The sequence below is a fragment of the Derxia lacustris genome, assembly GCF_002105195.1.
Lineage (GTDB): Bacteria > Pseudomonadota > Gammaproteobacteria > Burkholderiales > Burkholderiaceae_E > Derxia > Derxia lacustris.
On sequence record NZ_MUHU01000050.1, the window covers coordinates 110,788 to 124,090 of the forward strand.

The 13,303-nt window shown below is 71.0% G+C and carries 12 protein-coding genes; 11 read left to right on the forward strand and 1 reads right to left on the reverse strand.

The features are described 5' to 3' along the window. Positions 1–23 precede the first annotated feature (23 nt). From boxB to B9P64_RS22210, 7 genes are read left to right on the forward strand one after another with little or no spacing between them, the layout of a single operon-like run. The gene (gene boxB, locus B9P64_RS22180) at positions 24–1,454 is read left to right on the forward strand and encodes a benzoyl-CoA 2,3-epoxidase subunit BoxB (protein ID WP_085317034.1); all 1,431 of its coding nucleotides are present in this window, start codon (positions 24–26) and stop codon (positions 1,452–1,454) included. 33 nt (positions 1,455–1,487) lie between these two features. Continuing rightward, the gene (boxA, locus tag B9P64_RS22185) at positions 1,488–2,708 is read left to right on the forward strand and encodes a benzoyl-CoA 2,3-epoxidase subunit BoxA (RefSeq protein WP_085317035.1); all 1,221 of its coding nucleotides are present in this window, start codon (positions 1,488–1,490) and stop codon (positions 2,706–2,708) included. Positions 2,709–2,710: 2 nt separating this feature from the next. Next, positions 2,711–3,505: an enoyl-CoA hydratase-related protein gene (locus tag B9P64_RS22190; protein ID WP_085317036.1), complete on the forward strand. Its 795-nt coding sequence runs from the start codon at positions 2,711–2,713 to the stop codon at positions 3,503–3,505. Beyond that, positions 3,502–5,028, forward strand: a complete 1,527-nt coding sequence (locus B9P64_RS22195) for a 3-hydroxyacyl-CoA dehydrogenase (RefSeq protein ID WP_085317037.1) — start codon at positions 3,502–3,504, stop codon at positions 5,026–5,028. The genes B9P64_RS22190 and B9P64_RS22195 overlap by 4 nt, the downstream gene beginning before the upstream one ends. Beyond that, positions 5,025–5,831 (forward strand): enoyl-CoA hydratase/isomerase family protein, encoded by an 807-nt coding sequence (locus B9P64_RS22200; RefSeq protein ID WP_085317038.1) that lies wholly within the window; start codon positions 5,025–5,027, stop codon positions 5,829–5,831. The genes B9P64_RS22195 and B9P64_RS22200 overlap by 4 nt, the downstream gene beginning before the upstream one ends. Further along, a complete protein-coding gene (locus B9P64_RS22205) occupies positions 5,828–6,271 on the forward strand; it encodes a MaoC family dehydratase (RefSeq protein WP_085317039.1) in 444 nt (147 codons plus the stop codon). The genes B9P64_RS22200 and B9P64_RS22205 overlap by 4 nt, the downstream gene beginning before the upstream one ends. Positions 6,272–6,286: 15 nt before the next feature. Then, entirely contained in the window at positions 6,287–7,300 is a 1,014-nt protein-coding gene (locus B9P64_RS22210; RefSeq protein ID WP_085317040.1) for a zinc-dependent alcohol dehydrogenase family protein, read from the forward strand. Here B9P64_RS22210 and B9P64_RS22215 read toward each other — a convergent pair. Continuing rightward, the gene (locus B9P64_RS22215) at positions 7,297–8,208 is read right to left on the reverse strand and encodes a helix-turn-helix transcriptional regulator (protein WP_085317041.1); all 912 of its coding nucleotides are present in this window, start codon (positions 8,206–8,208) and stop codon (positions 7,297–7,299) included. The genes B9P64_RS22210 and B9P64_RS22215 overlap by 4 nt on opposite strands. Positions 8,209–8,335: 127 nt before the next feature. Between B9P64_RS22215 and B9P64_RS22220 the strand changes: the two genes are divergently transcribed. Genes B9P64_RS22220 through B9P64_RS22235 form a run of 4 tightly spaced genes read left to right on the forward strand, consistent with a single transcriptional unit; the run spans position 8,336 to position 13,266 of the window. Then, on the forward strand, positions 8,336–9,451 hold the full coding sequence (locus tag B9P64_RS22220; RefSeq protein WP_235840089.1) for an ABC transporter substrate-binding protein: 1,116 nt from the start codon (positions 8,336–8,338) through the stop codon (positions 9,449–9,451). After that, positions 9,451–11,334, forward strand: a complete 1,884-nt coding sequence (locus B9P64_RS22225; RefSeq protein ID WP_085318252.1) for a feruloyl-CoA synthase — start codon at positions 9,451–9,453, stop codon at positions 11,332–11,334. The genes B9P64_RS22220 and B9P64_RS22225 overlap by 1 nt, the downstream gene beginning before the upstream one ends. After that, positions 11,331–12,281, forward strand: a complete 951-nt coding sequence (locus B9P64_RS22230; RefSeq protein WP_085318253.1) for a 3-hydroxyacyl-CoA dehydrogenase NAD-binding domain-containing protein — start codon at positions 11,331–11,333, stop codon at positions 12,279–12,281. The genes B9P64_RS22225 and B9P64_RS22230 overlap by 4 nt, the downstream gene beginning before the upstream one ends. 49 nt (positions 12,282–12,330) lie before the next feature. After that, positions 12,331–13,266 carry a BKACE family enzyme gene (locus B9P64_RS22235; RefSeq protein WP_085318254.1) on the forward strand — a complete coding sequence of 312 codons (936 nt, stop codon included), beginning with the start codon at positions 12,331–12,333 and terminating at the stop codon, positions 13,264–13,266. The last annotated feature ends 37 nt before the right edge of the window (positions 13,267–13,303 follow it).

Consider the following 13,303-nt stretch of genomic DNA (forward strand, 5'->3'; position numbering starts at 1 on the left):
CCATCACAGCACAGGAGACCGCCATGTCCGCCGTCATCGATTACAGCGAACGCATCCCCAACAACGTCGATCTGTCCAGCGACCGCACGCTGCAACGCGCGCTCGAACACTGGCAGCCCGGCTTCCTCAACTGGTGGGGCGACATGGGCCCGGACGGCTCGAAGAATTTCGACGTCTATCTGCGCACCGCCGTCAGTGTCGATCCGCAGGGCTGGGCCCAGTTCGGCCACGTCAAGATGCCCGACTACCGCTGGGGCATCTTCCTGAATCCGAAGGAGGAGGGCCGCAAGGTCAACTTCGGCGAGCACCTCGGCGAAGCCGCCTGGCAGGAAGTGCCGGGCGAGCACCGCGCCAACCTGCGCCGCATCATCGTCACGCAAGGCGATACCGAGCCGGCCTCGGTCGAGCAGCAGCGCCATCTGGGCCTGACCGCGCCCTCGCTCTACGACCTGCGCAACCTGTTTCAGGTGAATGTGGAAGAGGGCCGCCACCTGTGGGCGATGGTCTATCTGCTGCACCGCTACTTCGGCCGCGACGGTCGCGAGGAAGCCGATGCGCTGCTCGAGCGCCGCTCGGGCGACCAGGACCATCCGCGCATCCTCGGCGCGTTCAACGAGAAGACGCCGGACTGGCTCAGCTTCTTCATGTTTACGTACTTCACCGACCGCGACGGCAAGTTCCAGCTCTGCGCGCTGGCCGAGTCGGGCTTCGATCCGCTGGCCCGCACCAGCAAGTTCATGCTGACCGAGGAAGCGCACCACATGTTCGTCGGCGAGTCGGGTGTGTCGCGCGTGATCCAGCGCACCGTCGACGTGATGAACCAGCTCAAGACCGACGACGTGGCCAAGCTGCGCGCCGCCGGCGTCATCGACCTGCCGACAATCCAGCGCTACCTCAACTTCCACTTCAGCGTGACGATCGACCTGTTCGGCGCCGACGAGTCGAGCAATGCCGCGATCTTCTACAACTCGGGCCTCAAGGGCCGCTACGAGGAAACCAGGCGCGGCGACGACCACCGTCTGCAAGGTGCCTCGTACAAGGTGCTGCAAGCCCTGGACGGCAAGCTGACCGAGAAGGATGTGCCGATGCTCAACGCGCTCAACGAAGTGCTGCGCGACGACTACATCAAGGACAGCGAATCGGGCGTGCAGCGCTGGAACCGCGTCATCGAGAAGGCCGGCATCCCGTTCCGCCTGACCACGCCGCACAAGGCCTTCAATCGCCGCATCGGCGCGCTGTCGAACGTGCGCGTCGCGCCGGACGGCCGCGTGGTCAGCGAAGCCGAATGGAACGCCAACGTCGACGACTGGCTGCCGAGCGTCGAGGACCGCGCCTATGTGGCCTCGCTGATGGGCCGCTGCGTCGAGCCGGGCAAGTTCGCCAACTGGATCGCGCCGCCGGTCATGGGCATCAACAAGCAGCCCGTCAACTTCGAGTACGTGCGCTTCGCCTGATCGCAACCTTGCCCGTCACCGCAGGACCCCGACATGAACGCACCCTTGCCCGACGTGCTCAAGCAGCACCTCATCGATCCCGAAATCTGCATTCGCTGCAACACCTGCGAAGACATTTGCCCGGTCGATGCGATCGAGCACGACAGCCGCAACTACGTCGTCAAGGCCGACGTCTGCAACGCGTGTGGCGCGTGCATCTCGCCCTGCCCGACGGGCGCCATCGACAACTGGCGGCTGATGCTGAAGGTCGACGCCTTCAGCCTCGCCGACCAGTATTCCTGGGACGAACTGCCGCCCGACCAGCCGCCGCTCGACGCGGCCGGCGAGGTGCTGGTGGCGGAACAACCGGTCGTGCTCGAACAGCTGCAGGACGAGCCGAAAAGCTCGCGCCGCGCACCGTGGTCGGCCGCGCATCCCTATGTGAATCTGTACGGCCAGCAGCAGCCGGCCGTGGCGACGGTGGCCGGCAACTACCGCGTCACTGGCGAGGACTGCGACAGCGACGTGCATCACATCGTGCTCGACTTCGGCACCGGCTTCTTCCCGGTGCTCGAAGGCCAGTCGATCGGCGTGATCCCGCCCGGCACCGATGAAAAAGGCCGCGCCCATTACGCGCGCCAGTACAGCATCGCCAGCCCGCGCGACGGCGAGCGGCCGGGCTACAACAACCTGTCGCTGACCGTGAAGCGCGTGACCACCGATCACGCGGGCAAGCCGGTGCGCGGCGTGGCCTCGAACTATCTGTGCGACCTGAAGAAGGGCGACGCGGTGCAGGTGATCGGCCCGTTCGGCAACAGCTTCCTGATGCCGAATCACCCGGGCTCGAACCTGCTGATGATCTGCACCGGCACCGGCTCGGCGCCGATGCGCGCGATGACCGAGCACCGGCGCCGCGAGGGCGCGCGCAACACCGGCCGGCTGATGCTGTTCTTCGGCGCGCGCACCCAGGCCGAGCTGCCCTACTTCGGCCCGCTGATGAAGCTGCCGAAGGACTTCATCGACGTGAATCTCGCGCTGTCGCGCGCGCCCGGCGAGCCGCGCCGCTATGTGCAGGATCGCCTGCGCGAGCGCTCGGCCGACGTGGCCGCGCTGCTCAAGAGCGCCGACACCTGCCTCTACGTCTGCGGCCTGCGCGGCATGGAAGCCGGCGTGCTCGACGCGCTGCGCGACATCTGCGCCGCCCACGGCCTGGACTGGGGCGCGACCGCGCAGGCGATGCAGGCCGAGGGCCGCATCCATCTCGAAACCTACTGAGGATGACCGCGATGGAGACAGTCGCACTCGCCGTCGATGAACGCGGCGTGGCCCGGCTCGACATGAACCGGGCCGAGGTTTTCAACGCCTTCGACGAAACGATGATTGCCGAGCTGGCCGCGAGCTTCGACGAGCTGGGCCGGCGCGACGATGTGCGCGTGGTGGTGCTCGGCGCGCGCGGCAAGGCCTATAGCGCCGGCGCCGACCTGCAATGGATGAAGCGCCAGAGCGCGAACGACGAGGCGACCAACCGCGCCGACGCGCGCCGCTTCGCCGAGATGATGCGAGCCGTGGCCGAGTGCCCGAAGCCGACCGTCGCCCGCGTGCAGGGCTCGGCCTTCGGCGGCGGCGTGGGGCTGATGGCGGCCTGCGACATCGTCGTCGTGGCCGAGCACGCGCGCTTCGCGGTCAGCGAGGCGAAGTTCGGGATTCTGCCGGCGGTGATCGGGCCTTATGTGGTGAATGCGGTCGGCGTGCGGCAGGCGCGGCGGCTCGCGCTGACGGCGACGCCAATCGATGCGCGCGAGGCGCTGGCGCTGGGGCTTGCGCATCGCGTGGTGGCGGCCGATGCGCTCGACGCGGCGGTCGATGCGGTGCTTGCCGAACTGCTCGGCAACGGGCCGGGCGCGCAGGGCGAGATCAAGCGGCTGTTCGCGCAGCTGGAGGTCGGGCCGATCACGGCCGAGGTGCGCGAGCTGACTGCCGCGACGATCGCGCGCGTGCGCTCGACCGACGAGGCGCGCGAAGGCTTTGCCGCCTTCCTCGACAAGCGCCGCGCCAGCTGGAGCCGCGCATGAACGCCGACGCCACGATGATTGTTGGCGTGATCGGCGCCGGCACGATGGGCGCGGGCATCGCGCAGATTGCGGCGGTCGCCGGCCATGTCGTGCGGCTGCACGATGCGCGCGAGGGCGCGGCCGGCGAGGCGATCCGCCGCCTCGGCCAGACCTTCGACACGCTGGTCGGCAAGGGCCGCATGACGCCCGAAGCGGCGCAGGCGGCGCGCGGCCGGCTGGTCGCGGCGAGCGGGCTCGGCGACCTGGCCGATTGCGGCCTCGTCGTCGAGGCCATCGTCGAGAACCTCAAGGTCAAGAACGATCTCTTCCTCGCGCTCGAAGCCATCGTCGCGCCCGACGCGATCCTCGCGACCAATACGTCGTCCATTTCCGTGACGGCAATCGGGCGCGGGCTCGCGCATCCGGAGCGACTGGTAGGCATGCACTTCTTCAACCCGGTGCCGCTGATGAAGCTGGTCGAGATCGTCTCGGGCCTTGCGACCGACGCGACCGTGGCTGAGCGGCTGCTGGCGCTCGCGGCGCGCTGGGGCAAGACGCCGGTGCGCGCGCGCTCGACGCCGGGCTTCATCGTCAATCGCATCGCGCGGCCGTTCTATGCCGAGGCGCTGCTGCTGCTCCAGGAGTCGCGCGCGACGCCCGAGGTCATCGACGCGGCGCTGCGCGCGGCGGGTTTCCGCATGGGGCCGTGCGAGCTGATGGACCTGATCGGCCATGACGTGAACTTTGCGGTCACGTCATCGGTGTTCGAGGCCTTCCATTACGACCGGCGCTTCCAGCCGTCGATCGTGCAGCGGGAGCTGGTCGAGGGCGGGCGCTTCGGGCGCAAGAGCGGGCAGGGCTTCTATCGCTACGGCGAGGGTGGGGCGGAACGTGACGCGACAGCCGCCGCGTCGCCCGCCGGCGCCTTGCCCCGCGCGGCCGTCGTCCACGGCGACGGCGAACTCGCCGGGCGCATCGCGGCGGCGCTGACTGCGGCCGGCTGCGTGGTCGAGCGCCGCGCCGGGGCCGACACCGGCATCGCCGCCGACGGCCTGAATCTCTGGCTCACCGACGGCCGGCCCGCGAGCCAGCGCGCCGCCGCCGACCGTCATCCGGCGACCGCCGTGTTCGACGAGCCGCTGGCCGCGTCCGGCGCGCTCGCCTTCGCCTGCGCGCCCGGCTGCGACGACCGCCAGCGCCAGCTCGCCGGCGCGCTGCTCGCGAGTCTCGGCCATGCGCCGGTCGAGATCGGCGATGCGCCGGGCCTCGTCGTCGCGCGCACCGTCGCGATGCTGGTCAACGAAGCCGCCGACGCCGTGCAGCAGGGCGTCTGCGCCGAGGCCGACGCCGACATCGCGATGAAGCTCGGCACCAACTACCCGGCCGGGCCGTTCGAATGGCTGGCGCGGCTCGGCGCGCGCCGCGTGGTCGGGCTGCTCGATGCGCTCGCCGCCACGGCCGGCCCGGAGCGCTACCGCGCCAGCCCCTGGCTGCGCGAGCGCGTCTGGTCGCGCGCCAGCGTCGCCCAGGAGGCCTGCGCATGAGCCCGCGCCTGCTCCCGCTCGACACCGAGGATTTCCGCGTCGAGATCGCCGACGGCATCGCCCACGTCGTGCTCGGCCGCCCCGGCGCCATGCCGGTCACCGACGCGCGCGGCCACGGCGAACTGGCCCGCATCTGGCGCCTGCTCGACGCCGATCCCGAGGTGCGCGCCATCCTCGTGCGCAGCGAGGGCAAGGGCTTCTGCGCCGGCGGCACGCCCGAACTCGTCGCGGCGCTGGTCGAGCACGAGGCCGACCGGCTGCGCGTGATGCGCGAGGCGCGCGAGCTCGTCGTCGGCATGATCGATTGCGACAAGCCCATCGTCTCGGCGATCAACGGCGCGGCGGTCGGCGCGGGCTTGGCGGTCGCGCTGCTGGCCGACGTGTCGGTCGCGGTGCGCGGCGCGAAATTGATCGACGGCCACACCAGGCTCGGCCTCGCAGCCGGCGATCACGCGGTCGCAATCTGGCCGCTGCTGACCGGCATGGCGCGCGCCAAGCAGGCGCTGCTGCTCTGCGACACCATCACCGGCGAGGAGGCCGAGCGCATCGGTCTCGTCAGCCGCTGCGTCGAGGCGGATCAGCTCGACGCCGTCACGCGCGACCTCGCGGCACGGCTCGCCGCATCGAGCCCGACCGCGATGGCCTGGACCAAGCGCACGCTCAACCACTGGCTGCGCGCCGCGCTGCCGGCCTTCGAGCATTCGCTCGCGCTCGAAATCCTCGGCTTCGCGGGCCGCGACGTGCGCGAGGGCCTTGCCGCGCTCGCCGAACGGCGCGCGCCCGACTTCAAGGGACACGCATGAACTTTTCCGACCTTCACGCCGGCCAGGTCATCGAGCACGGCCCGGTCTCGCTCACCGAGGACGAGATGATCGCCTTCGCGCGCGCCTACGACCCGCAGTGGTTCCACGTCGATGCCGAGCGCGCGCGCGCCGGCCGCTGGGGCGGGCTGATCGCGAGCGGCTGGCAGACCTGCGGCCTCGCGATGCGGCTTGCGACCGAAGCCGTGCTGTCCGATTCCGAGTCCTTCGGCTCGCCCGGCCTTGCGTGGCTGCGCTGGCCGTCGCCAGTGCGCGCGGGCGACCAGCTCACCTTCCGCGCCGACGTGATCGAGGCGCGCGTCTCGGCCAGCAAGCCCACGCTCGGCATCGTGGTCTGGCGCTGGCGCCTGCTCGCCGACGAGGGCCGCGAAGTGCTCGACCTCGAAGCCACGAGCTTCTTCGACCTCGGCCCCAGGCCGTAAACCGGGAGAACCGCGATGCGCGTCTGGCAGGTCGAAGGCCAATGGTCGATGGACAACGTGAAGCCGGCGCTGCGGCCCGACCCGCAGCCGGGCCCGCGCCAGATCCGCCTTGCGATGCGCGTCTGCGCGCTCAACTACCGCGACCTCGTCGTGCCGCTGCGCGGCTACGGCGCACGCATGAAGGAACTGCCGCTCGTCATGCTCTGCGACGGCGTCGGCGTGGTCGATGCGGTCGGGCCGGGCGTCACGCGCTTTGCCGTCGGCGACCGCGTCTGCCCGACGTTGTTCCCGCGCTGGATCGACGGCCCGCCCGACAGCACCAAGCTGTCGCTCAGCCTCGGTTCCGAGCTCGACGGCACGCTCGCCGAGGCGATGGTCGTGGACGAGGACGCGGCCTGCGCCGTGCCCGCGCACCTCACCGACGCCGAGGCCGCGACGCTGCCGACCGCCGCCGTCACCGCCTGGCATGCGCTCGTCACCGAGGGGCGGCTCGCGCCCGGCGACACGGTGCTGGTGCAGGGCTGCGGCGGCGTCTCGCTGTTCGCGCTGCAATTCGCGCACATGCTCGGCGCGCGCGTCATCGTCACCTCGTCGTCCGACGAAAGACTCGAACGCGCGCGGGCGCTCGGCGCCGACGCCGGCATCAACTACGTGAGCGATCCGGACTGGAGCAAGCGAGTGCGCGAGCTGTCGGGCGGGCGCGGCGTCGATCAGCTCATCGAGGTCGGCGGCAGCGGCACGCTCGCGCAATCGCTGCGCGCGGTGCGCACCGGCGGCACGGTGAGCCTGATCGGCGTGCTGGCCGGCGCCGAGCTGACCGGCTCGCTCGGCCTTGTCGTCACGCGCCATGTGCGGCTGCAGGGCATCACCGGCGGCAGCCGCGCCGACTTCGAGGCGATGGCGGCGGCGATTGCCGCGCACGGCATGCGGCCGGTCGTCGACCGCGTGTTCGACTCGGGCCAGCTGCTCGAGGCGCTCGCGCTGCTGCGCAGCGGCCGGCAGTTCGGCAAGATCGCGCTGCGCGTCTAGAGCAGCGCCGCGACGGCCCGCACCACCTGCAAGGCATCGAGCCGCGTCGTGTCCACGCTGTGGTCGGCCATCGAATACAGGTCCTCGCGCGCGGCGAGCGTGCGGGTGATGTTGCTCATCGCGTCGTGGCGCAGCCGGGGATTGGCGATGCGCGCGTCGTTCTGCGCCAGCACCCGCGCGAAGTGATGCCCGGCCTCGGCCTTGAGCCACACGGTCTTGAAGTGGCGCAGCAGCAGCTCGTAGGTCGGGCGCTCGGCCACGATGCCGCCGGCCGTCGCCAGCACCATCGAGCGATGCGTGCTCAGCACGCGGTCGAGGCAGCGCCGCTCGAACTGCCGGAAGCCGGTCTGGCCGTAGAGCGTGAAGATCTCCTCGACCTTCAGGCCGGCCTCGCGCTCGACCTCGCGGTTCATCTCCAGGAAGGGAATCTCCAGCCGCTCGGCCAGCAGCGCGCCGACGGTGGACTTGCCCGCGCCGCGCAGCCCCACGAGCGCGATGCGTCGCTCGCCGTCCATCGGCTGGCTCGCGTATTCCTCGACCAGCCAGCGCCGGATGCCGGGAAGCCGTTCCGCCGGCTGATGGCGCAGGAACTCGTGGATGAGCGCCAGATCGTCGTCGGCGCGGCCCTCGGCCACGAGCTGCGAGACCGGGCAGCTCAGCGCCTGCGCGAGCTTGTCGAGCAGCAGCACCGAGACATTGCCTTCGCCGCCCTCGATGCGCGCGATGTGCGGCAGCGACACGCCCGACTGCTCGGCGAGCTGGCGCCGCGTCATGCCGCGCTCGGCGCGCAGATGGCGCAGGCGCTGCGCGAGCCGTTCGAGCAGCGGCGCGTCATCGTTGCAGTCGGTTGGCTTTCGGTCGGAGGGCTCGGCGCCGGCGGCCGGCAATGCGGGCTTGTACGAAGTCATATCAGATGTGATAGCCGTCAATCGTCAAAGTATCTTTTAGCATTCTCTCGCACCGGCAGCAGACCGGCCCACAGCAAAGAGATTGGAGAGAGACATGGCGATGAGTTTGAGGCGCGCGGCGCTGGCAATGACTGCCGCGCTGGCCTGTGTCACGGCGCAGGCCGAGATCCGCATCGGGATCTCGGTATCGGCCACCGGCCCGGCCGCGGCGCTGGGCATTCCCCAGCGCAACATGGCGGCGCTGCTGCCCGCGAGCATCGGCGGCGAGAAGGTCGAGATCGTGCTGTTCGACGATGCGACCGACCCGAGCGCGGCCAACCGCAACGCGCGCCGGCTCGTCACCGAGAACAAGGTCGATGTGCTGATCGGCTCGTCGAACGTGCCGGGCTGCGCGGCCATCGCCGAGGTGGCCGCCGAGGCCAAGGTGGCGCAGGTGGCGATGTGCCCGGTCGAGGTGCCGGCGGCGTCGGCGCCCTGGGTGTTCCGCTCGCCGCAGAGCAATGCGCTGATGGCCGGCGCGCTGGTCGCGCACATGAAGCAGAACGGCGTGAAGACGCTCGGCTTCATCGGCTTTGCCGATGCCTACGGCGAAGGCTGGCTGCGCGACATCCGCAAGACGCTCGAAGGCAGCGGCATCACGCTCGGCACGGTCGAGCGGTATGCGCGCAACGACACCGCCGTGACCGGGCAGGTGCTCAAGCTCGCGGCGGCCGCGCCCGACGCCATCCTCATCGTCGGCTCGGGCGCGCCGGCCGCGCTGCCGCACACCGCACTCGTCGAGCGCGGCTACAAGGGCCGGCTGTACCAGACCCACGCGGCCGCGAATGCCGACTTTCTGCGCGTGGGCGGCAAGGCGGTCGAGGGCGCGATCCTGCCGGTCGGGCCGGTGGTGGTCGCGGCGCAATTGCCGCCCGGCCATCCGCTGCGCGCGCCGGGCGTGGAGCTGGCAAAGCGCTATGACGACAAGTACGGCGCGGGCAGCTTCAACCAGTTCGCGGCCTATCTCAACGATGCCTTCGTGCTGGTGCAGCGCGCCGTGCCCGAGGCGCTCAAGACCGCGAAGCCCGGCACGCCCGAGTTCCGCCAGGCGCTGCGCGATGCGCTCGAAGGGCTGCGCAATGTCGAGGCCACGAACGGCGTCTTCAGCATGAGCCCGACCGACCACTTCGGGCTCGACGAGCGCGCCCGCGTGCTGGTGCGGGTCGAGAACGGCGGCTTCCGTCTGCTGACCGGGAGCTTCTGATGCGCGCGCCGATCCGTCATGTGGTTGTGGAGCGCGATCCGGCCGTGCTGTTCGCCGAGCCGAGCGTGATCGTGAACCGTCGCGCCGGCGGCGAGCTGGTGCTCGAATCGGGCATCGAGCTGCCCGCACCGAGCAGCAGCCTGGGCGCGCGGCTGGAGCACTGGGCGCGGGTCACGCCCGACGCGGTCTTCCTCGCCGAGCGCGGCGCCGATGGCGGCTGGGTCGAGCTGAGCTATGCCGAGAGCCTGCGCTGCGTGCGCAGCGTCGCCGGCTGGCTGCTCGCGCACGGCGCCTCGGCGACGCGGCCGCTGGTCGTGCTGTCCGACAACAGCGTCGAGCATGCGCTGCTGATGCTCGGCGCGATGCATGTCGGCGTGCCGGTGTCGTCGATCTCGGCGGCCTATTCGCTGATGTCGCGCGACCACGCCAAGCTGCGCCAGCAGATCGCGCTGCTCGCGCCCGGCGTCATCTATGCCGCCGACGGCGCGCGCTATGCGGCGGCGCTGAACGCGGTGGCCGATCTTCACGATGCGCATGTCGTGACCGGCGACGGCGAGGGGCCGCGCGGCGCGTTTCCGTGCGCGCAGCTGCTGGCCTTCGCGGCCGGCGCCGGGGTCGACGAGGCGTTTGCGCAGGTCGGCCCCGACAGCGTCGCCAAGCTGCTGTTCACCTCGGGCTCGACCGCCACGCCGAAGGCCGTGGTCAACACCCAGCGCATGCTGTGCAGCAACCAGGCGGCGCGCGCGCGGCTGTGGCGCTTTCTGGAAACCACGCCGCCGGTCGTGGTCGACTGGCTGCCGTGGAGCCACACCTTCGGCGGCAACCACAACTTCAACCTCGTGCTGTGCAACGGCGGCGCGCTCTACCTCGACGCCGGCCGGCCGACGCCGCAGGCCTTCGACCAGACGCTGGCCAACCTGCGCGACGTGAAGCCGACGGTCTATTTCAACGTGCCGCGCGGCTTCGACATGCTGGTCGCGGCGCTGCAACGCGACGACGCGCTGCGCGACGCCTTCTTCGCGCGCCTGCAGGTCATCTTCTACGCGGCGGCGGCGCTGCCCCAGCACCTGTGGAGCGCGCTCGATGCGCTCGCGCATGCGAGCGTCGGCTGCACGGTGCCGATCGTGTCGGGCTGGGGCTCGACCGAGACCGCGCCGCTGTCGGCCGACGCGCATTTCGTCGCGCACCGCGCCGGCGTCATCGGCGTGCCGGTGCCGGGCACCTCGCTGCGACTGGTGCCGGTGGCCGACAAGTACGAGATCCGCGTGCGCGGCCCGAACGTGATGGGCGGCTATCTGCGCAACCCCGGGCTGACGGCCGAGGCCTTCGACGACGAGGGCTACTACCGCATCGGCGACACGGTGCGCTTCGCCGACCCGGCGCGGCCCGAGCGCGGCCTGCTGTTCGAGGGCCGGCTGGCCGAGGATTTCAAGCTGTCGAGCGGCACCTGGGTGCGCGTCGGCAACCTGCGGCTCGCGGCCATCGACGCGCTCAAGCCGATCGCGCAGGACGTGATCGTGGCCGGCCACGAACGCGACGAGATCGGGCTGCTGATCGTGCCCAACCTGGCCGAATGCCGGCGCCTCGCGCACGACCTGCCGGCCGACGCGCCGGTGGCCGAGCTGCTCGCGCATCCGGCGCTGCGCGCGGTGGTCGGCGACGGGCTCGCGAAGATGCGCGCGGCGGGGGGCGGCAGCGCCTCGCATGCGACGCGCGCGCTGCTGCTGGAGGTGCCCATGTCCATCGACGCCGGCGAGATCACCGACAAGGGCTACATCAACCAGCGCCGCGCGCTGGAGTTGCGCGCGGCGCTCGTCGAGCGGCTCTACGACGACGATGCGGACACCGACGCGGCGGTGATTCCGCTCGGGGTGGCGGCATGAGCGCGCCTGCGATCCGCCGCGTGGCGGTCGTCGGCACCGGCGTCATCGGCGCGAGCTGGGCCGCGTGCTTTCTGGCCGCCGGCCTCGACGTGACCGCGACCGATCCCGCGCCCGATGCCGAGGCGAAGCTGCGCGCCGCCGTCGCGCGGCACTGGCCGGTGCTGACGCAACTGGGCCTCGCGCCCGGCGCGTCGCCCGAGCGGCTGCGCTTCGACGCCGACCTCGGCGCCGCGCTCGCCGACGCCGATTTCGTGCAGGAGAACGGCCCCGAGCGCGAGGATTTCAAGATCGACTTCTTCGCGCGCATGGATGCGCTCGCGCCGCCCGAGGCCATCCTCGCGTCGAGCTCGTCGGGCCTGCTCGTGAGCCGCGTGCAATCGGCCTGCCGGCATCCCGAGCGTGTCGTGCTCGGCCATCCGTTCAACCCGCCGCACCTGATTCCGCTGGTGGAAGTGATTGGCGGCGAGCGCACGTCCGAGGCCTGCGTCGAGCGCGCGATGGCCTTCTACGCCGGCATCGGCAAGCGGCCGATCCGCATTCGCAAGGAGGTGAAGGGCCATGTCGCCAACCGGCTTCAGGCGGCGCTGTGGCGCGAGGCATTCCATCTGGCCGAGCAGGGCGTGGCGAGCGTCGCCGACATCGATACCGCGATCGCGCAAGGCCCCGGCCTGCGCTGGGCGCTGCTCGGGCCGTTCATGAACCTGCACCTGTCGGGCGGCGCGGGCGGCATGGCCCACCTGCTCGATCACCTCGGCGGGCCGATCGAGCAGTGGTGGCTCGACCTCGGCGATCCGCGCATGACGCCGGCGCTGAAAGCCGCCGTCGTCGCCGGCGTGGCCGAGGCGCAGCAGCAGCCGCGCGAGCGCATCGAGGCGGCGCGCGACGCGCTGCTGATCGAGCTGCTGCGCGCCAGGACGCGCCTCGGCGAACCCAACCGGCCGGACTGATCCGGCGCCCCGCAACACCCCGATCCATCCGCGTCGCCCAGGAGTCTTCATGAGCAGCAACAAGGTCATCGTCACCATCGCACCGACCGGCGGCATGGCGAGCAAGCAGCAGAACCCGCATCTCCCGACCCAGCCCGACGAGATCGCGCGCGACGTTGTCGACTGCCACAACGCCGGCGCCAGCGTCGTCGCGATCCACGCGCGCCGGCCCGATGGCGAGGCCACCTGCAATCCGGCCATCTACCGCGACATCAACCGCCGCATCCGCGAGCGCTGCGACATCGTCATCAACAACTCGACCGGCGGCGGCGTCAACGGCGACATGGTGCGCAAGGCCGACAACGGCTACTGGGAAATCCTCTGGGAGGAGCGCATCAAGGGCATGGAGGCCGGCGCCGAGATGTGCACGCTCGACGCGACCACCATCAACGCCAGCTTCGAGGGCCGCGAGCTGCTGATGAACACGCCGCCGTCGCGCTGCCGCGAACTGGCGCTCGGCATGAAGCAGCGCGGCATCAAGCCCGAGTGGGAGGTGTTCAGCCCGACCCACATCCTTCAGGACGTGACCGCGCTGATCGAGGCCGGCTTCGATGAGCCGCCCTACTTCATCAACCTCGTGCTCAACGTGCATCGCGGCTTCCAGAACGCCATGCCCTACAGCCCGCGCGTGCTCCAGATGATGGTCGACTGCCTGCCCAAGCAATCGATCTTCTGCGTCAGCGGCATCGGCCCGGCGCAGCTGCCGGCGGCGATGAATGCGCTGCTGCTCGGCGGCCATGTGCGCGTGGGGCTGGAGGACAACCTGTACTACCGCCAGGGCGAACTCGCGACCAACGTCCAGCTCACCGAGCGCGTCGTGCGGCTGGTGCGCGAGCTGGGCTTCGAGCCGGCCACGCCCGCCGAGGCGCGCGAGATCATGGGCCTGCCGCGCCGCGACGCCGCCGTGCTGCCCGAGTTCGCGCCCGGCGCCGCGGTCGAGGCCTGAGCCATGGACGACCGCAACCCGCAAGCCGCGTCGATCC

Bases quoted from the DNA above. Each gene is read 5' to 3' on its own strand.
- boxB (WP_085317034.1), top strand. From the start codon at position 24: ATGTCCGCCGTCATCGATTACAGCGAACGCATCCCCAACAACGTCGAT.
- boxA (WP_085317035.1), top strand. From the start codon at position 1,488: ATGAACGCACCCTTGCCCGACGTGCTCAAGCAGCACCTCATCGATCCC.
- B9P64_RS22190 (WP_085317036.1), top strand. From the start codon at position 2,711: ATGACCGCGATGGAGACAGTCGCACTCGCCGTCGATGAACGCGGCGTG.
- B9P64_RS22195 (WP_085317037.1), top strand. From the start codon at position 3,502: ATGAACGCCGACGCCACGATGATTGTTGGCGTGATCGGCGCCGGCACG.
- B9P64_RS22200 (WP_085317038.1), top strand. From the start codon at position 5,025: ATGAGCCCGCGCCTGCTCCCGCTCGACACCGAGGATTTCCGCGTCGAG.
- B9P64_RS22205 (WP_085317039.1), top strand. From the start codon at position 5,828: ATGAACTTTTCCGACCTTCACGCCGGCCAGGTCATCGAGCACGGCCCG.
- B9P64_RS22210 (WP_085317040.1), top strand. From the start codon at position 6,287: ATGCGCGTCTGGCAGGTCGAAGGCCAATGGTCGATGGACAACGTGAAG.
- B9P64_RS22215 (WP_085317041.1), bottom strand. From the start codon at position 8,208: ATGACTTCGTACAAGCCCGCATTGCCGGCCGCCGGCGCCGAGCCCTCC.
- B9P64_RS22220 (WP_235840089.1), top strand. From the start codon at position 8,336: ATGACTGCCGCGCTGGCCTGTGTCACGGCGCAGGCCGAGATCCGCATC.
- B9P64_RS22225 (WP_085318252.1), top strand. From the start codon at position 9,451: ATGCGCGCGCCGATCCGTCATGTGGTTGTGGAGCGCGATCCGGCCGTG.
- B9P64_RS22230 (WP_085318253.1), top strand. From the start codon at position 11,331: ATGAGCGCGCCTGCGATCCGCCGCGTGGCGGTCGTCGGCACCGGCGTC.
- B9P64_RS22235 (WP_085318254.1), top strand. From the start codon at position 12,331: ATGAGCAGCAACAAGGTCATCGTCACCATCGCACCGACCGGCGGCATG.